The sequence below is a fragment of the Paraburkholderia sp. BGA-UO-ETr-F12 genome (assembly GCF_059567945.1).
On record NZ_JCAQOZ010000066.1, the window covers coordinates 442,369 to 467,701 of the forward strand.

Below are 25,333 nucleotides of genomic sequence, written 5' to 3' on the forward strand. Positions count from 1 at the left end.
CTCTTAATGCAAGGACCGATTCCTTGCGGTTAGCATCTTGTCATGCGGCCTGACGGCCGCTTCAATTTAGTGCGCCATGGTCATTTCTCACTGGAACCAATGTTCACGTGCTTTCATGATCAACGCCTTAGCGGCATCCTCTTCCATTCCGGTCATCTCGACCAGTTCATCCACAGCCAGCTCGGCGAGTTCGTCGCGCGTCTGGATCTGATGTTCGGCAAGCTTGGCGAGCAGGTCGGCGTCCATGCCGTCCAGGCTCTTCAGGTCGAGTGCAACATTTTCGACCTTTTCTTCATTCGCGATGGCCTGCGTCAGCAAAGCGTCGCGCGAGCGATTACGCAGTTCGTGAACGGTGTCTTCGTCGAATGCTTCGATTTCGAGCATCTCGTTGAGCGGCACATAAGCGATCTCTTCGAGGCTCGTAAAGCCTTCGTCGATCAGGATGTCGGCGACTTCTTCGTCGACATCGAGACGCGCCATGAACAGGTCACGCAGTACACCGCGCTCCTGATTCTGCTTCTGCGCAGATTCGTCCGGCGTCATGATGTTGATCTGCCAGCCGGTGAGTTCGCTGGCAAGACGCACGTTCTGGCCGCTGCGGCCGATCGCGACCGCCAGTTCGTTTTCGTCGACGACGACGTCCATCGAATGCTTCTCTTCATCGACGACGATCGACTGGACGGCTGCCGGCGCGAGCGCGCCGATCACGAACTGAGCGGGATCTTCCGACCATAGCACGATGTCGACGTTTTCGCCACCGAGCTCGTTACGCACGGCCTGCACCCGCGAACCGCGGATACCGACACAGGTGCCGATCGGATCGATGCGCTTGTCGTAAGCGACCACGCCGATCTTGGCGCGCACGCCCGGATCGCGGGCCGCCGCCTTGATTTCCAGCAGGCCTTGTTCGATTTCCGGCACTTCCATCTCGAACAGCTTCATCAGGAATTCGGGCGCCGTACGCGACAGCTCGATCTGCGGACCGCGAGCGGTGCGATCGACCTTGGCGATGTAGGCGCGCACGCGGTCGCCCACGCGCAGATTTTCCTTCGGAATCAGCTGATCGCGGCGCAGCAGCGCTTCGACACGGCCGGTTTCGACGATGAAGTTGCCCTTATCCAGGCGCTTCACCGAGCCGGTCATGATGTGCTCGCCGCGCTCGAGGAAATCGTTCAGGATCTGCTCGCGTTCAGCGTCGCGCACCTTCTGCAGGATCACCTGCTTGGCAGCCTGCGCGCCGATACGGCCGAATTCGATCGACGGCACCGGCTCTTCGATGTATTCGTCGAGCTGGATTTCCGGCTTCTGTTCACGCGCTTCGAACAGCAGGATTTCCTGATCCGGCTCTTGCAGACCGGCTTCGTCCGGGACGACTTTCCAGCGGCGAAACGTTTCGTGCTCGCCGCTTTCACGGTCGATCTGGACGCGGATGTCCGCATCCTCTTCGAAGAGTTTCTTGGAGGCCGAAGCGAGGGCCGCCTCGAGCGCGGCAAATACCACGTCTTTGTCGACGTTCTTCTCGCGTGCCAGCGCATCCACCAGCATCAACACTTCGCGACTCATTGTTTGCGGCTCCTAAAGTCAACTTTCGGAACGAGGCGTGCCTTATCGATATCCGCGACGGTGAAATCAAGCATCGCGGCGCCTTCCTTCCCTTCAAATTCCAGACCGATCGTCTCGCCTTGCGGAGCATGCAGAATGCCCCGGTACGATTTCCGTCCGTCCAATGGCTTTTTCAATGTGATTACCACTTCGCTGCCTGCGAAGCGTTCGAAATCCGCCAGTTTTTTCAGCGGGCGGTCGAGACCCGGCGACGACACTTCAAGCCGCTCGTAATCGATATTTTCGACCGTCAGAACGTGCTGGAGCTGACGCGTAACTTTCTCGCAGTCTTCGATCGCGATGCCGGCCGGCTGGTCGATATAGATACACAACATGCCGCGCCCGGTGCGCTCGAGATCGACGAGCTCGTAGCCGAGTCCCACGACCGTGGTTTCAATCAGTTCCGTCAGTTGCACAGTGCCCTCTTAGATGTTCGCGCAGCGAGCCTGCCGCTTGTTTTGCAAACAACCAATGCGGGCCGCGCGCCTAGCTGGCGCACGTTCGTGCTACCCGAGATGCCAAACCACTTAGAACTGAGCGGCAAAAAAAAATGGGCTAAACGCCCATCATCTTATTACCGGTGGTCGCACCTGAGCCGCACATGAAAAGCCGCACGCCCAGCGACTTTGTGATTGTAGCCATTTTTCGGGACAAACGCAAACCGCAGAACGCCGTGCGAAGCGCATTTCCGCTTGATTTCATGGCAATCTTTCCACGATATGGCGGCGCTTCGGGCCTTTTGCAAGACGGGCTGCGCGGCCTCGGGCCCACGCCGGACAAGCGGGGCCGGGAAACTCTGCCCCTACTTATGCGCACGCCGCGGTTTCATGCAATGCATGAAACCTGCGGAAGCCCGCGGCACTCGTCGATCGACTCCGACAGTGGCGAAGCGTAAATCGTTGAGGAACGATCAACGGCCAACCGTCGTATTTACGTCATTGACGGATCAACGGCCACGCGAGCGGCCGCGCGGCGCGCCGCCACCACGATTGGCGCCGCCCGGGTTGGCGTTACCGCCACCGGCGCGGTTGGCATTGCCGCCACGATTGCCGCCCGGCCCACGGCTACCGCCGCCCGGATTGCCACCGGGGCCGCCGGGACGCTTACCGCCTGCCGCGCGGTTGCCATTGCCCGACGGCGCGCGATTGCCGTCGACGTCACGCCCGCCACGTGGGCCAGACGCAGCACCGCCGCCACCCATCGGCCCGCTGAAGCCACCGGCGCCGCGGCCAGCGCCGCGATTGCCATAGCCGCCAGCACCGCCGCCAAAACCACCGCCCGCGCCGCCGCCGAAGCCGCCCGCCGCACCGCGACGGCCTTGACCGCGCGGCTGCTGTTGATCGAAACGGCCGTGGGACATCAGTACCGGTTCGCGGCTGATAAAGCCCATCGACGTCTGCATCGGATCCGGCTGCCTGCGTTCCGGCGCCTCTCTGCGGCCGCCCTTTTCTTCCGACGGCGCCTTCAGGCCGACCGACGCCATCAGCGCGCGCACCTGATTGTCTTCGAGTTCTTCCCAGCGGCCGCGCTTCAACCCCTTCGGCAGCGAGATCGGGCCATGGCGCGTGCGGATCAGGCGGCTGACCATCAGGCCGGCTGCCTCGAACATGCGGCGCACTTCGCGATTACGCCCTTCGGCGAGCGCGACGTGGTACCAATGATTGGTGCCTTCGCCGCCGCCGTCGCGGATGCGCAGGAAATTCGCCGGGCCGTCTTCCAGCTCGACGCCATGCAGCAGCTTCTGACGCATGCCTTCGGCCAGCTCGCCGACCACGCGCACCGCATATTCACGCTCGACGCTATAACGCGGATGCATGAAACGGTTGGCCAGATCGCCCGAGGTGGTCAGCATCAGCAGACCTTCGGTATTGAAGTCGAGGCGGCCGACCGCAAGCCACTTGGCGGTCTTCATGGGCGGCAGCTTGTCGAACACTGACGGGCGGCCTTCCGGATCGGCATGGCTGACGATTTCGCCAGTCGGTTTGTGATACAGCAGCACGCGCGGCGGCTTGTTGGCCAGCTTGCGCTTGACCGGCTTGCCGTTGATGCGGACCTGATCGGTCGGCATGATGCGCTGGCCGATGTGAGCCGGCTCGCCGTTCACCGACACGCGGCCGGCGACGATCAGTTCTTCCATGTCGCGGCGCGAGCCCATGCCGGCTTCGGCCAGCACCTTGTGCAGCTTCGGCGCGTCGTCGTCCGCGGCGAGGACCCGTTTGGGTGCAGCCGGTTTGCCCCGGCGCAGCATCGGGGCACGCACGCCGCCGGTCGCGCTGTTGTCCGCGTCGAATGCCGGCGATGTGACGTACGAGAACAGGTCGTCCGGACTTGCTTCGGCTGCCACAGCTGCCGGTGCTTCACCGCCGCGGCGATTCTGACGCTGGCCGCCTTCGCGCGGCTGGCGCTCACGCTGCCCTTCACGCGGTCCGCCCTCGCGAGGCGCGCCGTCACGTTGAGCGCCCTCGCGCTTCGCGCCGCCCGCATTGCGGCGCGGTCCCTGGCCCTTGGCGCCTTCCTTGCGCGGCGTGCGCACTTGCGCCACCACCTCGCCGTCCGGCGGCGTTTCGGTGACGACCGGCGCGCCTTGCGCAGGTGCACCTTCGGCGCCCTTCGTCTTCGCTCCGGCGCGGCGTCGTGCGATCAGGCTGCGCGGCCCGCGACGCAGGCCGCGGCGCGGACGGTCTTCGCCGTCTGCTTCCGTGGTCTGCGCCGGGCGCTCGCCCTCGCCTGCCGACGCTTGCGTGGTACGCGCTTCGTCGGCGCGTGCCGACGGCACGGCGCGCTCGGATTCGGACGAATCGGTGTCGTGGGTATGTGTCAAAACAACCTCAAAATGTCAGGTCGCGCACACCCGTTGCGGGCGTGGCAAAAAAAGTTCGGTTACGTCAGGCGCTGCGCGACTCGGGTTCGTCGTCGGTCAGAATGCCTGCGTCCTGTGCGGCATCGCGACGATCTTCTGGATCGCCGTGCGCCGCTGTGGTCGGGTTCGGCCCGGCGGCGTGCTCCGTATCGCGGAGTACGCCCGAGTCGTGCGCGGGTACTGCCGGATCGGCCTGGGAGACCGGATCGTGATTCAGTGCGGACTCGGCAGCGCCGGCCTGCGGTTCAACGTTTGCCACTTCGGCGTGCTCTTGCCCAGCCGGGCCTGCGGCGGCATCCCGATGCAACTCGGGCGCCGGTGCGGCATCCGCCGCGCCATGCGTCGATTCGGCAAGTTCAGCCGGCTCGTTTGTCTCAGTTGACTCCGCATACTCAGCCTGAGCGACTGGCGCTTGATGCCCTACGGCGTGTTCGCCAGCGATTTCCGTTCCTGCTGCCTCGCCAGTTTCTTCGCCGCAATCGCGATCGGCAGTTTCGCCAAGGGCTTCACCCTCGGCAGCGGCTGCTTCGCCGGCAGCAGATTCCGCCGGTTCTTCCAGCGCGCGCTCCTCACCCGAAACCAGGGCTTGCGCAGCCTCGGCCTCGGAAAATTCGATCGCATGCTGACCGAGCAGATCCGCGTTCAACTGCGCCGACGGATCGGCCAGCGGCGGCAATTCGTCGAGCGCCTTCAAACCGAGGTCGTCGAGAAATTGCCGCGTGGTCGCGTACAACGCCGGACGGCCTGGCACGTCACGATGGCCGATCACTTCAATCCAGCCGCGATCCTCAAGCTGTTTGACGACCTGCGTATTCACCGTGACGCCGCGAATCTCTTCGATGTCGCCACGCGTGACCGGTTGCCTGTACGCAATGATCGCGAGCGTCTCGAGGACCGCGCGCGAGTATTTCGGCGGTTTCTCGGGATGCAGACGATCCAGATACGAACGCATCGCGGGCTTACTTTGAAATCGCCAGCCCGACGCCAGCCCGACCAGCTCCACACCGCGCCCAGACCAATCCTGCTTGAGGTCTTCGAGCAAATTCCGAACAGTGTCTGCCGACACGCCGTCGGCAAAGAGCTTGCGCAAATCGACGAGCTTTAACGGCTCCTGCGCGCAGATCAAGGCAGTCTCGAGGACGATCTTCGCCTCTTGGGTATTCATGCAGCTAGGTCAGACCCTGTGGTCAAAGAACCGGATCAAACAGACGATGTGGAACTGAAGACGCGCTCGCCCGATTCTGATCGGTCATATTGATGGGAGCACGCACCGGGGGGAGGCGAAACAGGCAATCGAGCCAAACCCAGCCGGACGGAGCAGCGATATTCCTGAAAGGAATCGCGTGACTGAGCGCCATATTACGCAAAAACAACCGGTGCGTAAAGACGAAATCCCCGGCGCATTTTTTAGCGATGCCTCAAGTCGTCCGCTTAAAAGGAAAAGCTGGCCGAATCGGACAGCAATCGGAGCGCGGCAGGCCCGGAATCGGGCCGCGATCGATCCTTTAGCCCTTTAGCCCTTTAGCCCTTTAGCCCTTAAGCTGGACCGCCTGCCCGTGCCGCCACCACACTTCAATGCATGCCGTGCTGCGCCAGGAATCGCCTCAAACGCTCGACGCCCAAATCCAGCCGGGCGGGATCGCAGGCATAGCACCAGCGTACGAAGCCCTCGCCTTCCCGGCCGAATGCGCTGCCGGGCGCCACGCCCAGGCCTACTTCCCGCACCATGGCCTTGCACAGCTCGAGGCTGCGCACCGCCCCCGGCATCGAGAAAAACAGATACATCGCTCCGGGCGGCGCCTTTACGTCGACGCCCGGCACGGTGGCCAGCGCGCGCACCAGATGATCACGCGATGCCTTCAGGTCGCGCACCAGGTCCTGCGTGAAACGCTCACCCTGCTGGACCGCCGCGATGCCCGCCTGCTGAACGAAATCCGGCGCACATGACGTGTTGTACTCGACCAGCTTGCCCAGATCGTCCATTAGCGAAACCGGCGCGACCAGCCAGCCGAGCCGCCAGCCGGTCATCAGCCACGCCTTGGAAAACGAGTTCACGCAGATCACGCGCTCGTCGCGCCCTGCCAGATCGAGAAACGACGGCGCCGTGCGCGAATCACCGCCGGGCGAGCCGACGCCGGCATCCGCATCCGCATCCGCGGGCGCGTCCGGATAATAAAGACGCTCGTAGACTTCGTCGGCGACGATCCAGATACCGTGACGACGGCAATGCGCCAGCACGGCGCGCTGCTCGTCGCGGTTCATCACCCAGCCGGTCGGATTGTTCGGCGAATTGATCAGGAGCATTTTCGTGTCGGGCGTCAACGCCGCCAGCAGTTGCTCGAGGTCGAGTTGCCAGCCGCGCTCACCGTAGCCCAGCGCAACGGTTTCCACCCGCGCGCCGAGAATCTTGGGAATCTCGACCAGATTGGGCCACAGCGGCGTTACCGCCACGACGCGGTCGCCCGCCCCCACTACCAGCTGCGCGGCCAGCATCAACGCGTTGACACCGGCGCTCGTCACCGCGATATGGTCGGGCGAGGTCGTTCCGTGCAGCTCGCTGACGTAGCCCGCGAGCGCCGCGCGCAGCGGCGCGATGCCCAGGTTATGCGTATAGAACGTGGCGCCGGCGGCCAATGCGGCGCTGGCGGCGTCGCGGATAAAGGCCGGAGTCACCCGGTCGGACTCGCCGAACCAGAACGGCAGCACGTCGGCGACGCCGAAACCGGCATTCGCGACTTCACGGATCTGCGAGGGACGCAGTGCGCGCACCGCATCGCGCGCGTTGGGGACGGAGGGCACAGGCAGATCCGATTCGCTCATCGAGGCTTCCAGACAGTGATGGACAGGCAATAAGTAATGGGGCAACGCATGGGGCAAGGCTTGAAGCCCGGGGAGGCGACAGTTTAGCGCGGCGCCTGGTTTTGGGACGGCGAAGTCAGCGGGTGGCGAAACGCGCCCGCGTCGTCAGTCCCTGTCAGTTCAAATCCTCCGCTCGCGCCGGCAATTGACGAATCAGACTCCACACCGCCTCCGCCGCCGGCGACAACGAGCGGTCGCGCCGCCGCACCAGTTCGACCGTGCGCTCGGCGCGCGGCACGAGCGGTCGCGCCACCAGCGCGGCGCCCGCCGGCAAAGGCAGCGCGAGCCACGGCAGCACGCTTACGCCCACGCCCGCCTCGACCAGCCCAAAAACGGTCGCGGAATGCCCCAGTTCCTGCACCACGGTGGCGCTCACGCCGTATTCCTGCATGACGGCGTCGATGATCGGCCGGCTGCCTGACGCGTAGTCGAGCATGACGAGCTGTTGGCCGTCCAGGTCGGTCCATGCCACCCGCTCCCGCGCCGCCAGGGGGTGATCCTCGCGTGCAACGACACAAAACGAATCCGTCATCAGGGATTCGCTGAGCAGGTCGTCGGCGGAAAACGGGCCGATAATCACGCCGAAATCGACTTCGCCCGACTTTACCTTGCGCACCACGTCGCTTTGCACGTCGTCACGCAGACCCAATGTGATGTAAGGAAACTGACGTCCGCACGCCGCCACCACGCGCGGCATCAAGCGGCAGGCGACCGTCGGGCTCGCGGCCACCACCACACGCCCGCGACGCTGTTCGCCGATTTCGCGGATCTCGCGCAAGGCGTCGTCCAAATCCGTCAGCAGGCGTGACACGCTCGATACCAGGTTGCCGCCGACATCCGTTAGCTGCACCTCGCGGGTGGTGCGGTCGATCAGCTTCAGGCCGATTTCGCCTTCCAGCTCACGTACACAGCGGCTGACCGCCGATTGCGTCAGGCCGATTTCATCGCCGGCCCGGCTGAAGCTCTGCAAACGGGCGACCTCAATGAAAACCCTTAGCTGACGCAGCGTCACATTCATTTACCAACCTCATCAATAACCCTATTTAATGCGCATTGTATGGTGAAATGCCGCACCACAGTCGGGTTCAGTGACATCGCTGCAATGCAGCAATAAGGCGCAAACGCACGCTGGCCGGGCCTGATTGCACAAGATTGGTGATTGTCCCGATTTGCGAGATGGGTTTTTTGGATTCTTATACGCCCCTAGCTAGCGCCCGCGCTGGCCCGCTGCCACAGGGCTTTCTGGCAGTTGGACTCGTCTTGGCACACTTCCTGCATTTACATGCACACAGGGTCGGCGCCATGACTTCTGACTGACATGAAACCGTGGCAAGCCCGACCCCCCTTGGCACTCGCCTATCGAGTGCATGGAGAGTGCGCGGCGCGGGGCAGCGCACCGGAGTTAGCTTCGCTGAGGTGAAACATGATGCTGTTCGACGATTTGAGAGACAACGAGTGGGCGCTGGTCGAGGCGTTGTTCTGTGCGGAGCCAGCACGGAGCGAACGGCGCGGTCGGCCACGCGTGGAAGCACGCGCGGTTGTCAACGCCGTGCTTTGGGTGCTATCGACGGGCGAAGGCTGGTCCAAGCTGCCGGGCCGCTATCCGTCGCCGCCGACTTGCCGCCGCCGCTTCGACGAGTGGCAAGCCGATGGTACGCTCGCCGAAATAGTTAAGCGACTCGGCACCAGCGGCCGTGAAATTTCGCTGCGCGGCCGTATTGGCGCGACCGCCGCGAAACCTCCGGCACCGCCGAGCCGCGACCGCCTGCGCGGCGCGTTCTGGACCAATCCGGAATCGTGGCGCGCGCCGGTCAAGATGGCCTGACGCGAATTGTTTTGCCTCCGGGCGCCTGCGGGCGCCCGGCGTGTATCTGGGCCGCCGTGCGTTCGCCGTACGCCGTCTGTCGACGTCCGTCGACACGACCCCGGTCTGCAAGTGGGCACCGCTTCCCGGCGCGCCCAACATAGTCGTCGCTTCCCGCTCCGACTTCACGGCCTTCATCGAGTTCATCGCCTGGCCGTTTCAGACACCTGACACGGCTCACCGGTTGCGGATGAAACATCCATTTACCATTACTTACAGCGTGCTTTCGCCACTCGGCATACCGTATGAGTATGCAAACAGGCCTTGAGTCGATGGGCTTGACGGGAGCTCAGCATGAAACCAATGTCACTGCTTCTGTGCGGCATTGTTGTTTCATCAATGGCCGCACCGGCGCTCGCACAGCAGCGCCCACAAGGCTGGAACTGGCGGCCGGACCGCACAGCCACAGTTCAGGCCTGGCAGCAAGGCGATGCACGCGGCCGCGACTTCACGCCGCCTGCGCCGCGCGGAGATTTGCGCGGCGACATCGCGAGCAATGCGCGCATGCGGCCGGAGTCGCCGCCGCGCGAAGACGCCGTGCGTCGCCGCTAGCGGAATCACGCAATGCAGCGCACTGCATGGGCACGGCGAATTGAACGATTGGGGGAACCACCCGGCGTCGCGCCAGTCTGATTTAACGCCATTAGCACAGCGTGGCAGTAGTAATTCCGGTACGCCCGTATCCTTGCGATACGGGCTTTTTTTTGCTTTTTTGCCTTAGCGAACGATCGGTGCGCGAACGGCGGACGCGCAATGCGCGCTGCCGCTCGAGGCTACCAGCGGGACCAGCAAACGGGAGCATGAGCGATCACAGGCACGGTCATAAGCAGGACCATAAGCCGGCCACGACCCGCGGCGACAAAATCACCGCCAGCCGCGCAAAGCGGCCGGGGAAACAGCGCCCGTTTGCCGCGCCGGCCTAAGGCCGGGCTTCGAGAGCGGCTGCGGGCCGCGCTTCGGCTGCGGCGACGACGTAATCGTTCATGCGCTGCGCGCTCCAGCTCAACAGGCGCTCGTCGTGCTCGAGTCTCGCGAACTCGGCCCGGCCCCGTTCGGTGAGCACGGCGATGTCGACCGGCGCATGAAAACCTGGGGCCGGAGCGACCGTGCGCTGCCGAACAGTGTCCATCAGGCCTAACGCGCGAAGATATTGGAAGACGCCCGGCCGTCTGGCCCATGGAACCTGGCGATATTGCGCCCGCCGCAGCGCTTCAAGTACCGCTTCGTTGGAATACGTGGTCATCTCACTTCTTTCTTAAAGTGCAGCTATGACACATCTATGCCAACACGTCACCGCGCCACCAGTGACGCGCATAGCACCCGCCCTTGGCTGGAAGCCGGCCGCTTGCCTTGCTCCGCCAGGTGCTGCCTGGTCTGGTTTTCGGAACCCCCGTCTGAACGACATGTTAGCGTTCTATCTGCGGACCGACGATGCAACCGCTGCGGCGCGATAGCAAGCCCGAAGATTTGTCCCGAAAGACATACGTTACCCCATTTAAATTGATTCTATTCACTTTATTAGCGCTTTTTTTTGCAGCAATCGTGCTATGGAAACGCGGCCGAGCGCCTCTCATCATTGTCACGATCGCTCTATTCTGGCTGCTTGCCACCGGCTGGCTCACCGCGCCATTGCTCGAATTGGCGCAGCCGCACCGGCAAACCGACACGCCCGCCAGCTTCGCGCCGCGCACCGCGATCATCATGCTCGGCGGAGGCACTGCCTACGACGAAAACGACGTCCTCGTGCCACCGCCGGATGTGGTCGCGCGCATCGCGGTGAGCGCCAAAAGCTATGCGGCTTGCAAGCGTACGGCAGCCACATGTCAGGTGATCGTGAGCGGCGGCAATCCGCAGCGGCGCGCCGCCAGCGAAGCGGACACCTACCTGCCGTATCTGCTGCGCAAACAGGTGCCGCGTGCGGACATCGTGCTGGAAAACCGCAGCCGCACTACTTACGAGAATGCGCGCAACGTCTCGGCTATTCTCGAACGCTCACGCTACGATTCCCTGATACTCGTCACCTCCGCGTATCAGATGCCACGCGCATTACTCGACTTCCATCGGTTCGGCATCGCGCCGCAACCGTTGATCTCGAGCGCGAGACATGCACGTCTCGGTGTACTGCCGCACTATGACAACCTGGTGAATGCCGAGATCGCACTGCACGAACTGGTTGGAATCGCGCAATTTCACGTCTATCGTGCAATCGGATGGTTCTGAATCTGACGTTGCAGAATGACAATTTATTTAGAGATGCGAATATTCCTTTTGTCGACAAGGCATTATCAAATTGGATGCGCCATCGTCATCGATAATGACTGTGGAACGAACGTAACAAGATGTAACTAATTGTCATTACCGTTACAAAACGTCCGCTGGAGCGGATTTTGCTGGCTAGAATGCATTGTCTTTCCGATTGGACAGGCAAATACTCGGGTCCATAACCACTCTGCGGAGGTAACAATGAAGAAAGTGTCCCTGGCGATCCTGATTTCCCTCGGTGCCGTAACGGGTGCAGCCTATGCGCAGGACAACGGCGTCATGATGAGCACCGATCCGGCCAAGGCCGCCGACGTCGAGCAACGCGCGCAAGAGTTGCAAAACCGCCAGCAAGCAATGGAAAGCGCACCGGCCATGCCGGCAAAACATCACAAGATGGCTCCCCATCATCATAAGAAGGCCGCCAAGGCCGACGCCGCCAGTTCGTAAGCGTAGTTCGCTCATCATCCGCAGCCCTGCCGCGGAGATGAAAAAGCCGAAGCCGGCGCCGCCGGTTTCGGCTTTTTTATTGTCTAATGAACTTGCTGCGGGCCCGCTGCGCCCGGCTGACGTTATGCTAAAGTCGCGCACCGACCGGCGCCCGCCGGAATCCCCCTAACCTGTGCGCACCTTGGTGCGGAGGACAGCATGAGCAACATTCAGCTAGATATCGAATGGACTGAAGCGGCATCCCGCAAAATCGAAAAACTGATGCCGCGCGGCGGTCAGGAAGCGTTCCTCGCGCTGCCGCCCGTCGAATGCCTGCCGATGGAAGGCGACGTGCTGTTTCTTGGCCCGGACGGCAAGCAGCAACCGTTTATCGTCGCAGAGCGCCAGTATCACCACGACGGCGATGCGGACTGGACCATCATCCTGATCCTCGACGTCCCGCAAGCCACGCACTAAAGATAAACGGCGAGCGCCGCACAGGCCGGATCCGGCCTCGCAGTTCGCTCGCCGTCGTCCGGCTTTTCCTACCTTGTGGTTCACTTCATAGGCGTTCAGGCGATCTTCGACACGACCCGAATTTCCGCGTGTTCGACCCAATCCGCCACGGCTTTCTTGTAAGCCGCAATGTGTGCGGACGCGGCATGCGCCGCCAACGCTTCCTTGCTGGCCCAACGCTCGACAAACACGAACCGGCGCGGCTCCTGCACGTCACGATGCAAATCGTATTGAAGCGCGCCCGGCTCCTCGCGCGTTGGCCCGACGATGCCTTCCAGCGCCTGGCGCAGTTGCTCTTCATAGCCCGGCTTTGCCACCGAGATTGCGACCACCGCGATTTCAGCCATGCTTGCCCTCCGTTGTTTCAGGAAAAGCAGCAGCATACCCGCCCCCCGTCAAACCTGCAGGCGGCCACGCGCTGCCTGCAAGTACGCGCGGCGGCGGCTGGATTACCCGGATGCAAGGCAAACCGCGCGCGAAACGTCTGAGCACCGTCCTTGCCTGGAGTTTGGCGGGCGGCCACTTACCGCCCTGCTACCCTCGGCTTCATACGCGTGATTGATTCCATTTGAAAGGATGGGTCCTGCGCAAGGCGAACGCGCGCGAAGCTCACGCGCAACGACCACGACGCCGGAGCCGAAGCCGCGTGACCGCCCGCCTGCCAGGCACCCGGCCAGATCCTGCGTCTGTGATTACCCGCACATTCATGCGAAGTGCGAACTGATAGACTGGTTTTGACAAATCCCGCCGGAGCCCCGCATGGCTGGCATTGCACTCCGCGTTCCCGGGCCGTACCCACCTTGCCCTACCGACGCCTGGGCTGTGCCTTCGTTGCGCGCCGAATCTGTTTGCGCGCCCCGTCACCTGCTTGCCGCGATGCCGCCATGCCCGCCCTTATGCCCGCTCTCATGCCAACCGTCAGCGAATTGACCCTGCGCGGTCTGCTCCCGCATCTGGTCCGGGACGAGTCCGGCTGGACCGCGACATGGCGCGCGCTGACCCTGCATAGCGTGTTCCAGCCGGTACTGTCCGTCACGCATCAGTGCGTGGTCGGCTACGAGGGGCTGTTGCGCGCGTTCGATCCGGTCGGCCTGCCGGTATCGCCGGAGGTGCTGTTCTCCGGCACACGTTCGGCCGCCGACGCACGCGAACTCGACCGCATCGCGCGTTGCCTGCATGTGGCGAATTTCATGGAACAAGGCATCAGCACCGGATGGCTGTTTCTGAACACGCGTCCCCAGGTGTTCGAAACCGGCTGGCCGCAGCGGACCTTCATCGACGAACTGTCGGCGCACTTCGGCTTGCCGCAGGAGCGCATCGTGATCGAAGTGCTCGAACAACCCGCCGACGACGAATCCGCCGTCGCCAGCATGCTTGCCGCGTCTCAGCCACGCGACTTCCTGATTGCGATCGACGACTTCGGCACCGGTTTTTCGAACTTTGACCGTGTGTGGCGTTTTCGGCCCGACATCGTCAAGCTCGACCGTTCGCTGGTTGCGCGAGCGGGCAAGCGTGAAGGCGACGATTCGATGATCGGCCATCTGATCGCGATGCTCCATCAGTCCGGCACGCTGGTGCTCGCCGAAGGCGTCGAAACTGACGAGGAGTTGATGATTCTGATGCAGGCCGACGTCGATTTCGTGCAGGGTTTCTGGCTCGGCCAGCCGCAGAGTTCAGTGCAGGCGGCATGTGCAGGGGTGCCGGCGCAGATCGAGTCGATGTGGGCCAAATTCGCCGCTTATGAACACGCCCACGCCGGCCACCAGCGGCTCGGTTTCGAAGGGTTCGCCGAAGCCGTACTCGCCGCCGCCGACACGTTCAAAGCCACCGGCGATCTGCAGCAGGCGGCGCAAAAGATCTGGCATCTGCGCGAGGCCCGCCGGGTGTTCATCACCAACGGCCAGGGCGAACAGACTCAAGCGTCGATCTCAGCCGCCTCGGTGCCACCGCCCCCGTCGCGGCTCGCACCGCTCTACACCGACACGCGCAGCAACTGGTCGCGGCGATCCTATTTCAAGCACGCGCTCGCCGCGCCGGGGCGCGTCGCGATGATGGGGCCGCACTATTCGCTCGCGGACGGCCAGGACTGCTATACGGCGGCAATCGCGTTCGAGCGTGACGGCACGCATGTGCTCTGTGTCGATTTTGTGCCGGCGACGGCGGCAGCCGAGACGCGTTCTGGCGGACGCACAGCCAAACGCTGAGTCCGCCCCGGCTGCGCCGTCAGGCCTCGCCAGCCGCAGCCCCTTATCCTCTTCTGTCCTTCTTCAGTCCTTCTTCATTCCTCTACGCGCCCGCGGCCGGATTTGATCTCGCTGCGCTTCGCCTTGCTGTCGAGGCGACGCCGATTCGAGGCGCGCGTGGGCCGGGTCGCGACACGCGGCTTGCGTGTCACGCTGACGCTTTCGATCAGTTCATCGAGCCGCGCCAACGCGGCTGCGCGGTTCATCTCCTGAGTGCGATGCTCCTGCGCCTTGATGATCACCACCCCGTCGCGCGTGAGCCGGTGATCGGACAGCGCGAGCAGGCGCATCTTCAGCACCTCGGGCAACGACGAGGCCTGCACGTCGAAGCGCAGATGGATGGCACTCGAAACCTTGTTGACGTTCTGGCCGCCCGCTCCTTGCGCGCGCACTGCGGTCAATTCGATTTCGTTCGGCGGAATGGGATAGCGGGATGTCATGACAGGATTGAGCTGGGAGATGCAAGTGTACACAGTGCGCAGCCGATTCCGGGCCAGGCGCTATCGGGCGGCGGCCGCCGATGCGAAAAACCATTTGCATCGGCACAGCCAGTTCGTTGATACTGCGGTTTTCGCTTACAGCGTAAATTTATATGAAACTCCGTCCGGGTTTTGTTCTGGAACTGGCCATCAACTTTCTGTTGCCGTGGCTTGCTTACCGCTTTGCGTTACCGCACCTGGGCGAGACCGGCGCCCTGATTGCCTCCGCGGTGCCGCCGATGGTCTGGAGCGTGATCGAACTGGTGCGCTTCCGGCGCGTCGACGCGCTCAGCGCGATGGTCGTGGCAGGCATCGTGCTGTCGATCGTGGCCATGGCGCTGGGCGGCAGTCCTCGCATGCTGTTGCTGCGAGAGTCGCTGGTGTCCGGCGCGATAGGCGTGGTGTTTCTGCTGTCGTTGCCACTGCGCCGCCCGCTGATCTTCTATCTTGCACGCGCCACCGTCGCGCGCGAGACGGAAGGCGGCGCCGAGCGCTTCGAAACGTTGTGGCGCGAGCGGCCGGGCTTCGTCAGCGCAATGCGGCTCATGACGCTGGTATGGGGCGTCGGCCTGACCGGCGAAACAGCGCTGCGCGCATGGATGGCGCTCACCTGGCCGATCGAGCGCTTCCTGGTGGTCTCGCCGTTCATCGGCTATGGCATATACGGCGGCCTGGCGCTTTGGACCATGTGGTACCGCAAGGCCATGCGCAACCGCGTCGAGGCGCGCACGCAGCCGGACGGAATCGCTGGCTGAACACGGCGGCCCGCCCGCGCCACGCTACCGGGCCGCGCGCCACGCCTCCGCAATTCGCGCGGCCAGACCGGAGTCGCGCTGCGTCGGCGTCGCGATCGCCTGCAACAGCACGGCGCGCGCGCCGATCACCTCCACCCGTTCACGCGCGCGCGTAATCGCCGTGTACACGAGTTCGCGCGACAACACGCGGCTGAACGTCGACGGCAGCATCAGCACCGCATGCTGGAACTCCGAGCCTTGCGACTTATGAACCGTAAGCGCGAATGCCGTATCGTGCGGCGGCAGCGCCGCCGGCGACACGGCTCGCAAACCGCCGTCACCCGTGCGGAAATACACGCGCAACGCGCCGCCCGCGCCCGGCAGCGCAATCCCAATGTCGCCGTTGAACAGACCCAGCGCATAGTCGTTGCGCGTGACCATAACGGGCCGTCCGGCGAACCATTGAGCGCCCACCGCCAGCGTCACACCCGCCGAGCGCCGCACCTGCGCGGCCATCGCGGCATTCACCTGATCGACGCCGCGCGGTCCCGAACGCGTCGCGCACAGAATTCGAAAGCGGTTCAGTGCATCGAAGAGCGGCGACGGGTCTGGCGTATCGGTGGCTAACGCTTCAGCAAGCGCCTGCGCATACGCCGCGAAACCCGCGGCAAGCCGTGTGACCGTGCGCTCGGCGAGGCTCACATGGGTGTCTTCGTACAGCGCCGCTGCACAGGGTTCGGCAGGGTCGATGCGCAGAGCGTCGAGCGCGGCGCCCGCCGCACCGTTGCGAATCGCAAGCGACAAACGGCCGATCGGCGATTCGAGGCCAAATCGATAGTTGCGCTCGAGCCAGACGACGCAGTCGGCGAGCGGGTTTTGTGCAAGCGCGGCCGATGTTGAGGCAGAGCCTGATGCTGATGCCGCTGCTGATTTTGCAGACGACGGTGCTCCAGTATCCGGCTCGGCGGTATTCGCAAAGAGATCGCCGCTGGGTGGTTGATCGAAGGCACCTTGCGCTTCGGCATCGGCATCGGCAAACAGATCGCCGGGCGGCGCATCGAAAATGTCCGGCTCACCCGCGTGCGCGAAAAACCCGTCATGCCCTTCGGCAAGTCCGCTCGATGGACCCGGCAGCGCCTGCGACAACCGCGCCGCGTCAATACCGAGCGCCCCGGCGATCCGCTGCAGTCCGTTTTGCGTAAAAGCGGGACGCGCGCTAAGTTCGGCAAATACCGCACCGGCCTCGACGGCGGCGAGCTGGTCCTTGTCGCCCAGCATCACGAGACGCGTCTGCGGCGCAATCGCGTCGAGCAGATGTGCCGCCATCGCGACGTCGATCATCGACGCCTCGTCGATCACGACGACGTCATAAGGCAGCGGATTATCGCGATGATGCCGGAAGCGCCCGCCCGGTCCGGACCCGAGCAAGCGATGCAAGGTGTACGACGTCTGCGGCAAGCGCGCCGCGAGTTCCGGCGGCAAATCGCCGGCACGGGCCAGCAAGGCTTCCTGCATCCGCTGGGCGGCCTTGCCGGTGGGCGCCGCCAAGGCAATCCGCAGATCGGCCCGCGCGTCCAGCAGGCACGCAAGCACACCAACTACGGTAGTCGTCTTGCCGGTGCCCGGGCCGCCGCTAACGATGGTCAAGCGCCCGGACAGCGCCATGACTGCCGCGACACGTTGCCAGTCGACCTCGTCGTCCCGCGGTGCGCCGAAGTAGCGCAACAGACGTTCGTGTAATGCCTGGGCCGTCGTGTTCGTGTTCGCGGTTGTGGCGGCGCTCGGGGTCGTGTCCGCTCCTGCGCCGGAGCGCGCGTTCGCTGGCGCATTGGAATCGGCACCGGCATAGGCCTCGGCGCCAGCTCCTCCCGCAGCGCCCGCAGCTTCGCGGACCCTCACCTGCTCCGCCTGACCACCGCCCGCATGCCCAACCAGCGAGCGAGCGAGGCGCCGCTCGTAGTCGTAATAGCGTGCCAGATACAGCCGCCCTTGCCCGTCGATCACCAGCGGCCGCAACGCCGCCGCGCTCTGCGTGCCGTCGCTGACCATGCCGCTTGCGAACAGCGCCGCGCGCACCTCGGCGCTCGACCCATCGAAACGCCGCGCCAGCACGCCAAGCGGCAGACACACGTGCCCTTCGGCAGTCGCGCGGCTCGCAGCGAAGGCGGCCCGCGCCGCCCACTTCACCGACTCGCCCGACGCACCGCCGCGGCGCGCCAGCGTGCCGATGCGGCGCGCGAACCCTTCGGCAAGCGCGGTGCTGAAATCGGCCGGCGCGGGTAGATTCACGCCGATGTCATCGAGTGCCGGCGGTGCGAAAGCGTCCCGCTCGAACGTGCTCATGCGACACCTCCGATCATCGCCGCGTCGAGCAGCGCCACCAGTTCGAACGCGGGGCGCCGCATATGCACGCCCGCTGCCGCCCCGTCGCCGTCGCGCCACTGCGGACGAACGCCGCGCACGAACAGATACAGATAGCCGCCGATATGCGTGTCGTAGGCGTAATCGCGCACCCGCGTTTTCAGATAGCGATGCAGCGCCACCGTGTAGAGCAGCGCCTGCAGGTGATACGCGTGGCTCGCCATGGCCGCTTCAAGCGGCGCCGCGGCGTAGTCGGCGGCCGTGTCGCCCAGATGGTTCGATTTCCAATCGACGATCCAGAAACGTCCGTCGTACTCGACGATCATGTCGATAAATCCTTTGACGAAACCGCGCAACACGCCGGGTTCCAGCGCCACATCGGGATAGCCGTATTCGACCAGCAGTTCGCGCAACGCCGGAAAATCGAGCGAAGGCCCGGCAAACAGAAATTCAAGTTCGTTCAGACGCCGCTGCGGATTCAAGTTGGCAAGCGCCATACCGGGCACGAGCTCGGTGCTCACGACGTCCGCGATCAGCTTGTGCATCATGGCAGGCAAACGTACCGCAAGTTCGGGCACAGCCGGCGCCGGGCGCTCGCGCAATGCGCCCCGGATGGCCTCCGGCCACGTCTGCGGATCGGTGAAATCCGCGAGTTCGAACATGCGGTGCAGACAGTCGCCCGCCGCCGCGCCGCGCGGAAAGGCGAGAATGTCGTCTTCCGCATAGGACGGCGCTTGCGGCACCAGCAACGGCAGAGGTGCGAGCACATCGGCGATCTCGTCGTGATCGGGCCGCACTTCTTCCACCCGCGTAGGCGCCTCCTCGGCTTTGCTGCCGGCGGCGATCAGGCCGCTGAAGCTCGCCATGCGCCACTGATCGCGCAACGGCCGCCGGTTGGCACGCGCCTGCATTCGCGCGCCGCTATCCTGGAGGCTTTCCAACGGCACCCGGCGCCCCACCTCCGGCAACGGCTGCAGCGTGATCGGGCCGCCCGCAAGCGAGCGCCATCGTTCGGCCACGGCGACTTCGTCAGGCGGATCGGTGAGCCAATCGTCAAAGCTGTAGCCGCTGCCGCACACCAGCCAGTTCAGTACGCTGCGGCGAGACTCCCTGGTGGAGCGCGACGAAAGATAAGTCCCGGCAACCAGATAGCAGCGATACACCGCGCGTGTCAGCGCCACATACACGAGCCGCGCCCGTTCTGCCGCCTGCTCGCGCACCGCATCACGTGACGCGCGTTCGGCCTCTTCGTCGTCGCAACCGTAGTGCAGCACGGCACCGCCCGTTTCGTCGTGATATTCGCGCGCATCGGGCAAGCCCGAGGATGGCGGCTCGCGCAGCGCGCCGTCGTTCAGAAACGGGCAGAACACAACCGCGTACTCCAGTCCTTTCGATTTGTGGACGGTGACAATCTGCACGAGGTTGCGATCCGACTCGAGCCGTAACTGCGCGTCTTCGCCGCCACCTTGCGTGCGTTGCGCGGCGAGCCAGCGCAAAGTCGGTGCGATACCGGGTTGCGTGGCAGCACGTGCCTGCACGAGTTCGGCCAGATGATTCACGTTGGTCAGACGGCGCTCGCCGTCCGGTCCGGCCACCAGCCGTTGCGCGACTCGCAACTCGCGCATCAGCGTGCGCCACATCAACGCGAAGCCGCGCTCGTGCCATAGCGTGCGATAGCGTGAGAAACGTTCGACCCAGCCCATCGCGTCCGCGGCATGCGCGGGATCGTCGGCGGGCGCCGGCGCGTCGGCGACCTGCTCGAGACGCCACAGCGCGGCGGCGTCGAGACCCAGCCAATCGGTGGCAAGCGCGGCGCGCAAACGTCGCAGATCGCCCGGCGTATCGACCGCGGCCAGCACGCGCTCGATCTGCTCGGCGTCGAGCGTCGCGAACACCGAGGCCTGCGCCAGTTCCACGCTGCCGACACCCCACGACGCCAGCACACGCTTGATCAGACTGCCCTGTTTATGCGTTTGCACCAGCACCGCGATATTGCCCGGCGCGAGCGGCACGTCGCCGATCGTTACCGACCCTTCGCGCGCACCGCGCAGGAGCCGCACGATCTCGGCGGCACACGCTTCACTCGCCGCGCGTTGCGCATCGCGTTTGGTCAGCGCCGCGTCGCCCTGCGGCAAGGTCCAGATGCGGAAGTCGCCCGCGCCTGCATCCGGTTCGGAGAAAGGCGGACGACGCCGCTCGCCGGCCCGCACCGGTTGATAGTCGAGACCGTCGAGCACGAAAGCCTGGGGATTCGCTTCGAATAGCCGGTTGCAGGCCTCGACGATCGGCGCGGTCGAACGCTGATTGACCGCCAGCGTGTAGCACGCCGAAGCCGCCTCGCGCGCCGCCAGATAGGTATGCAAATCCGCCGCGCGAAAACTGTAGATCGCCTGTTTCGGATCGCCGACCAGAAACAGCGGCCCAGCCGGCGCGAAGATGCGGCTGAAAATCGCGAACTGCAACGGATCGGTATCCTGAAACTCGTCGATCAGCGCAGCCGGATAACGCGTGCGCAAAGCATCGGCAAGCCAGGGATTGGCCGCGAGCGCCCGATACAGGTTGGACAGCAGATCGTCGAACGACACTACCCTGCGCGTGCGCTTGCGCGCCACCAGTTCGGCGGGCGCGTAATCGAGCCAGGTTTCGATAAGCGCAAGCCAGCGCGCGCGTTGCGTGGCTTCGGCCGCGACCACGGCCGCAGCCAGTGCCTCGGCCTGCTCGAAGAACGGATGCCCGGGCGGTTCGAACTTGACCTTGGTGGCCTTTTTCAACGCCGACGCGGTCAGCTTCAAGGCCGCTTTCGGCGGCGGCGCATGGCAATCGCCCTGCGCGAAGTATTCGGTCCACGCCGCGATCGCGGCACTCACGAGATCGGGCTTATGCGAGGTCTTGCTCAGACGGTCCTGCGCTTGTCCAAGCAGGCTCACGATCGTGTCGCGCTCCGCCTGCCAGATTGCGCAAGCTGTATCAAAACGCGCCTGCGGATCGGCGTCGTTGCCGCCGGCATCGACCTTGCCCCAGCGCAGTTGCGCCAACGGCTTCTTCAAGCGCCGTGCGAGTTGCTCGTCGAGCGACGCGGGGCCGGCGCGTTTGGCCACGAGCCATGCCGCGAACGCGGGATGCGCATAGGCCACCGGTTCCACCTGCTCGCGCCAGAAATCGGCTGCCATTTCGAAACGCAACGCGGCGTCGTCGGCTTCCATTTCGAACGCGAACGGCATGGCCGCGGCGAACGGCGCTTCCTGCAAGGCCCGTTGACAGAAGGCGTGAATGGTGTGAATCGCGGCCTGGTCGAACGTGCGCAGCGCGCGCCGCACGACTTTCAACGCGCCCTCTCGATCAATGCCTCGCTCCGGCGCAAGCGTGGTTTCGAAGAGACGCTGGATAAACGGATCGCCGCCGTCGTCGTCCGCATCGATAGCCCGGTCCAGTTCCGCGAGCCGCCCGCGAATCCGCTCGTGCAATTCTGCGGTCGCCGCCTTCGTAAAGGTTACGACCAGAATCTGGTCGGCGTTCAGATTCTTTTCAAGCAGCAGCCGCACGTACAACGCGCAGATGTTCCAGGTCTTGCCGGTTCCCGCCGACGCCTCGATCTGGTTGACGCCCTCGAGCGAACAGGCGAAGACATCGAGCTCCTGCGCAACCAGCGCGTGATGATGAACGGCGCCGCTCATGACGCGCTCCGCAGATGCTGCAGCAGCGGTTTGAAGACGATCGAGGCAAGACTGCCGAACGGTTCGTCGAGCGTCAATGGCGTGCCGCGCAGCGCGATGCGCAAAGCAGGGTCGTCGGATTCGCCGCGCACACGATCGTTGATCCACACGCCCTGTGCCGCGGAATCGCTCTCGCTGATTTTCACCCATGCGCTCTTCGGGAAAAAGCGCAGCGGCAGCCTGCGCCCGGCCCTGAACAGCGCGGCAAGCGGCGCCAGTTCGTCGAGCGGCGCGGCAACCGGCGTGAGTTCGAAGCTCTCGCCGCTGCCATGCCAGACCGTGCGGCGTGGGCCGTTCGGCTGCGCCGCGCAATAGACCAGATGCGCGAGCCACGCCGACAGATAGTCGCGCGCAGTCGCTTTGGCGTATCGGAAAATCACTTGTCCTGTTTCGGTCAGCAAATTCAAGGTGCCGTGCAGTTGCAGCGGTGTTTCGGCTGCTTTGCGGAGCGCCGCGTCGTGCGGGCCGAAAAGCGTATCGGCGATGTCAGCGCCAGCGGGCCAGCGCGGCTTGATATCGAGCACGAATGGCAACCGCTCGACACCCGATGCGACTTCGCGGCGCACGCTGTCGGCGAGTTGGCGTAGCGCGCCGAGTTCGCGCGAGCGCCATACCGCGCCGGTCGCGCCGCCCGGCAATTCCGGACTGGCCGCGGCGACGCGGCGTACCCGCTCAAACATACCGTCCTGGTCTTCAGCGCCGCTGTCCAGCAGCACCGGCAGGAGCCGCTCCGCCAACGCGTCACGGCCGGCCCAATCGAGTTCGAACGGCTCCGTATCGAGCAACTCGCCCTGCGCGTCCGACAACACAATACCGAGGCGGTCGCGTAACAATGCACGCGCCGGATGACGCCAGAAACGCACGAATTCGTCGAAGGCAACAGAGGCCGTGTCTTCAGCGGGCAACGGTTGATCGAAAAACGGCGCAGCGGCCGGATGCTGCGGCGCGGCCAACAAAGTGGCCAGTTCCGCGCGATCCGTGTCGTAAGTGAAAAGGCCGCGCTGCGACGAGAAGTAGTCCGACGCGAACGCCTGCAGCGGGTGATCGATGATGAACGCATGCCGCGCGGTTTCGATTTCCGCGGGACTCGCCCCTTCCCCCGCCGACACCTGGGCCAGGTGGTCGAGTAATTCGTCGACCAGCGCGGCCGGCGGCAACGGTGCATTGTCGCGAATGCTGCGACCGGTATAGGCGATGAAGAGCCGGTCCCGCGCGGCCAGCAGCAAGTCGAGGAACAGATTGCGTTCGTCGTCGCGACGCTGCCGGTCACCGGCTTTCCCGAAGGCAGCCATCAGGTCGAATTCGTCCGCGCGGGCGAGACTCGGCAACACGCCGTCATCCATGCCGAGCAGACAGACAATGCGATAGGGCAAACCGCGCAAGCTGGTCAGCGACGAAAACGTCACGCTCCCCCACGGCACGCCGCCGCGCGCGGGGTCGTCGAGCGCCTCGGTGAGTGCGCCGCGCACCACGGTGGCAGGCAACCCGACGTCTTGCGCGCCCGCCTGCATCGCGTCGCCCATCTTGTCGATCGCGTCGCGCACCGCCGCCAGCGAATCGGCAAACTCCACGCCGCCGTCGAAACACTGCGCGAGCGTTTCGAGCAGCAATTGCGCCCATTCGGCAGGGGTTTGCTCGACCGCGCAGCGCTGCGCGAAGCTTTCGATATCGTCGACGAAACTTGACAGGCGGCCGAGCAATTCGGCATCCGACCCGTCCGCGCCTTCAACGGGCAACCAGGCATCGACCGGCTCGCCACCATCCGGCATCGCATAACCGAGGTATAGCCGGGTCAGCGCATCGGCGAATGTATGGCGCGCGACCGGCACGTGCTCGCCGGTCGGCTCGCCGGGCGCCAGCCCGCGCCGTGCACCGGCTGCCGCGAGCCACTCCTGTGCGGCTTCCAGCGCGCTGGCATCGATCCCGTAACGCGCGGCGATCGCATCGACCCGCAGCCATTCGATCAGATCCGGTGCGCCCACGCTACGCTCGGGCAAGGCCAGCCAGTCAATCAGTAAACGCGCAACCGGATTGGCCTGCGAAGGTGGCAAGCCGGTAATCCGGTAGGGAATCCGGCGCGTGTCGCCAGGCGGCGCGGTGCCGAATACCGCATCGATCAATGGCCCGGCGGCCGCGAGATCGGACACTGCAACCAGCACATCGGAGGGCTGCAGATCGTCGAACTCGTCGAACCATCCGAGCAGCCGATCATGCAGCACTTCAAGCTGGCGCGACAGGCTGTGGCATACGTGGACTTCGATGCCATTCTCAATCGGCAATTCGTCGGTGTCCGTTTCCTCGCGCAACTCGAGGATGCCGTTCTGCACGGCGGCGAGCCAGCTCGGTTCTGGATTCTCGCTGAACTCGCCCGTCTCGCCGGATGCGGCGCTCTCGGTCAGCTCATGCAGCATGTGCAGTTGCGCCTGAGTCTGACGGCCCCATTCGGCCAGTAACGGATGACCCACCTGCTGATAATCGAGTTGGCCTGCGGCGTCGAGCGCTTCGACGCGGCCCGCGCTGACCACGTCGAACCAGAACTCGCGGCACGGGTTCAACACATACAGCCGCACGTCGACCCAGCGCGAAAGCGCTCGCAATAGCGCGACGTGCAACGGCGGCATGGTGGGCAGCGCGAACACGCTGACCGCTTCCGGCCACTGCGCGTTCGAGATGGCTTCCAGATCGAGCGTGCCGATTTCCTCGAGAAAGCGATAAGCCGGCGGCAGAGCGGCCGCGGGCGTTTGCGCGTCGCCTGCCACTTCGGCGAGCACGGCGCGCCACAGTGCAGCTTGCCAACGCTCGTCTTCGCGCGCCGACTCGCTTGCGCCGACGAGACGCGGGCCGGTGTCTCCCGCGGCGCCGCTCGCGAAGATCGAACCGCCCTTCTGCCATTGCAGCAGCCATTCCGGGCGATAGGTCAGATAGTGGTCGAGCACGGTGGCCACACGACGCGCCAGCTCGTAGCGCATCGACGCATCCGCCGCATCGAGATACGTACGCAGACGCGGCGAGGCATTCCACGGCAAAGCTTCGTCCGCTTCGCCCAGCAGCCGGTAGCAGCGCCAGACGAGCCGGTCCGGCGCGAACGGCGAATGCCTGGGCACCTCGATCACGCCGCCGATTTGCGCCCACAGCCATTGCGCGAGGTAACCAAAATTGACATTCGCGCAGATACCCTGGCGCGCCGCGATGTCGAGCTCGAGCCGGCGGCGCACGGCCGCGCTCGGGACGATCACGGGCTGCGCGCGCCAAGGGTCGGACGGCGCTTGTGCCAGGTCGTCGAGCAGCGCGCCGACAAGGGTTTCGTAGCGGTTCGAGTAGAAGAGCTGGAGCATGGATCCTGGGGAAGCAGGCGGCGCGAGCGGAACACCCCGGCCGCGACAGATACTGAAGCGACAGCATAACAAACGCGCC

The 25,333-nt window shown here is 64.6% G+C and carries 19 protein-coding genes and 1 pseudogene; 8 read left to right on the forward strand and 12 right to left on the reverse strand.

Annotated features, from left to right (window positions below):
* Positions 1 to 87 precede the first annotated feature (87 nt).
* Positions 88 to 1,563 carry a transcription termination factor NusA gene (gene nusA / locus AC57B6_RS35575; protein WP_028199737.1) on the reverse strand — a complete coding sequence of 492 codons (1,476 nt, stop codon included), beginning with the start codon at positions 1,561 to 1,563 and terminating at the stop codon, positions 88 to 90.
* The gene (gene rimP / locus AC57B6_RS35580; protein ID WP_028199738.1) at positions 1,560 to 2,018 is read right to left on the reverse strand and encodes a ribosome maturation factor RimP; all 459 of its coding nucleotides are present in this window, start codon (positions 2,016 to 2,018) and stop codon (positions 1,560 to 1,562) included. Before rimP ends, nusA begins: the two co-directional genes overlap by 4 nt.
* A 185-nt stretch (positions 2,019 to 2,203) precedes the next feature.
* On the opposite strand from rimP, the gene AC57B6_RS35585 reads away from it, so the two are divergent.
* Entirely contained in the window at positions 2,204 to 2,497 is a 294-nt protein-coding gene (locus tag AC57B6_RS35585) for a hypothetical protein (RefSeq protein WP_278499608.1), read from the forward strand.
* Between the two features lie 51 nt (positions 2,498 to 2,548).
* Here AC57B6_RS35585 and rluB read toward each other — a convergent pair whose 3' ends face one another.
* The 4 genes from rluB to AC57B6_RS35605 form a co-directional block, all read right to left on the reverse strand.
* Positions 2,549 to 4,423 (reverse strand): 23S rRNA pseudouridine(2605) synthase RluB, encoded by a 1,875-nt coding sequence (gene rluB, locus AC57B6_RS35590; RefSeq protein ID WP_178368646.1) that lies wholly within the window; start codon positions 4,421 to 4,423, stop codon positions 2,549 to 2,551.
* A 64-nt stretch (positions 4,424 to 4,487) separates the two neighbouring features.
* Positions 4,488 to 5,627: an SMC-Scp complex subunit ScpB gene (gene scpB, locus AC57B6_RS35595; RefSeq protein WP_496423072.1), complete on the reverse strand. Its 1,140-nt coding sequence runs from the start codon at positions 5,625 to 5,627 to the stop codon at positions 4,488 to 4,490.
* Positions 5,628 to 6,034: 407 nt separating this feature from the next.
* Positions 6,035 to 7,282, reverse strand: coding sequence for a pyridoxal phosphate-dependent aminotransferase (locus tag AC57B6_RS35600; RefSeq protein ID WP_496423073.1), 1,248 nt, complete (start codon positions 7,280 to 7,282; stop codon positions 6,035 to 6,037).
* Positions 7,283 to 7,436: 154 nt separating this feature from the next.
* A complete protein-coding gene (locus tag AC57B6_RS35605; protein WP_028199743.1) occupies positions 7,437 to 8,339 on the reverse strand; it encodes a LysR family transcriptional regulator in 903 nt (300 codons plus the stop codon).
* A gap of 408 nt (positions 8,340 to 8,747) precedes the next feature.
* Here AC57B6_RS35605 and AC57B6_RS35610 point away from each other — a divergent pair.
* A pseudogene (locus tag AC57B6_RS35610) lies at positions 8,748 to 9,143 on the forward strand (transposase); the annotation flags it as partial.
* 336 nt (positions 9,144 to 9,479) lie between these two features.
* Complete coding sequence (locus tag AC57B6_RS35615; RefSeq protein WP_046565670.1) at positions 9,480 to 9,737, forward strand: hypothetical protein; 258 nt, start codon at positions 9,480 to 9,482, stop codon at positions 9,735 to 9,737.
* A 367-nt stretch (positions 9,738 to 10,104) separates the two neighbouring features.
* On the opposite strand, the gene AC57B6_RS35620 is transcribed toward AC57B6_RS35615, so the two are convergent.
* Positions 10,105 to 10,428 (reverse strand): hypothetical protein, encoded by a 324-nt coding sequence (locus AC57B6_RS35620; RefSeq protein ID WP_030102694.1) that lies wholly within the window; start codon positions 10,426 to 10,428, stop codon positions 10,105 to 10,107.
* Positions 10,429 to 10,685: 257 nt separating this feature from the next.
* On the opposite strand from AC57B6_RS35620, the gene AC57B6_RS35625 reads away from it, so the two are divergent.
* The 3 genes from AC57B6_RS35625 to AC57B6_RS35635 all read left to right on the forward strand — a co-directional run bounded on the left by AC57B6_RS35625 (position 10,686) and on the right by AC57B6_RS35635 (position 12,350).
* A complete protein-coding gene (locus AC57B6_RS35625; RefSeq protein ID WP_030102693.1) occupies positions 10,686 to 11,405 on the forward strand; it encodes a YdcF family protein in 720 nt (239 codons plus the stop codon).
* 243 nt (positions 11,406 to 11,648) lie between these two features.
* Positions 11,649 to 11,894 (forward strand): hypothetical protein, encoded by a 246-nt coding sequence (locus AC57B6_RS35630; protein ID WP_028199747.1) that lies wholly within the window; start codon positions 11,649 to 11,651, stop codon positions 11,892 to 11,894.
* Positions 11,895 to 12,092: 198 nt separating this feature from the next.
* Entirely contained in the window at positions 12,093 to 12,350 is a 258-nt protein-coding gene (locus AC57B6_RS35635; RefSeq protein ID WP_007182306.1) for a hypothetical protein, read from the forward strand.
* A gap of 95 nt (positions 12,351 to 12,445) precedes the next feature.
* Here AC57B6_RS35635 and AC57B6_RS35640 read toward each other — a convergent pair whose 3' ends face one another.
* Complete coding sequence (locus AC57B6_RS35640) at positions 12,446 to 12,736, reverse strand: putative quinol monooxygenase (RefSeq protein ID WP_028199748.1); 291 nt, start codon at positions 12,734 to 12,736, stop codon at positions 12,446 to 12,448.
* A 561-nt stretch (positions 12,737 to 13,297) separates the two neighbouring features.
* Between AC57B6_RS35640 and AC57B6_RS35645 the strand changes: the two genes are divergently transcribed.
* Positions 13,298 to 14,593, forward strand: a complete 1,296-nt coding sequence (locus AC57B6_RS35645) for an EAL domain-containing protein (RefSeq protein ID WP_028199749.1) — start codon at positions 13,298 to 13,300, stop codon at positions 14,591 to 14,593.
* A 74-nt stretch (positions 14,594 to 14,667) separates the two neighbouring features.
* Here AC57B6_RS35645 and arfB read toward each other — a convergent pair whose 3' ends face one another.
* On the reverse strand, positions 14,668 to 15,072 hold the full coding sequence (gene arfB / locus AC57B6_RS35650) for an alternative ribosome rescue aminoacyl-tRNA hydrolase ArfB (protein ID WP_028199750.1): 405 nt from the start codon (positions 15,070 to 15,072) through the stop codon (positions 14,668 to 14,670).
* Between the two features lie 152 nt (positions 15,073 to 15,224).
* Between arfB and AC57B6_RS35655 the strand changes: the two genes are divergently transcribed.
* Entirely contained in the window at positions 15,225 to 15,866 is a 642-nt protein-coding gene (locus AC57B6_RS35655) for a VC0807 family protein (protein ID WP_496423074.1), read from the forward strand.
* Positions 15,867 to 15,890: 24 nt separating this feature from the next.
* Here AC57B6_RS35655 and AC57B6_RS35660 read toward each other — a convergent pair whose 3' ends face one another.
* Genes AC57B6_RS35660 through recC form a run of 3 tightly spaced genes read right to left on the reverse strand, consistent with a single transcriptional unit; the run spans position 15,891 to position 25,254 of the window.
* Complete coding sequence (locus AC57B6_RS35660; RefSeq protein ID WP_496423075.1) at positions 15,891 to 18,188, reverse strand: AAA family ATPase; 2,298 nt, start codon at positions 18,186 to 18,188, stop codon at positions 15,891 to 15,893.
* Complete coding sequence (recB, locus tag AC57B6_RS35665; protein ID WP_496423076.1) at positions 18,185 to 21,880, reverse strand: exodeoxyribonuclease V subunit beta; 3,696 nt, start codon at positions 21,878 to 21,880, stop codon at positions 18,185 to 18,187. Before recB ends, AC57B6_RS35660 begins: the two co-directional genes overlap by 4 nt.
* Positions 21,877 to 25,254, reverse strand: a complete 3,378-nt coding sequence (gene recC, locus AC57B6_RS35670; protein ID WP_030102689.1) for an exodeoxyribonuclease V subunit gamma — start codon at positions 25,252 to 25,254, stop codon at positions 21,877 to 21,879. The genes recB and recC overlap by 4 nt, the downstream gene beginning before the upstream one ends.
* Positions 25,255 to 25,333: the final 79 nt, after the last annotated feature.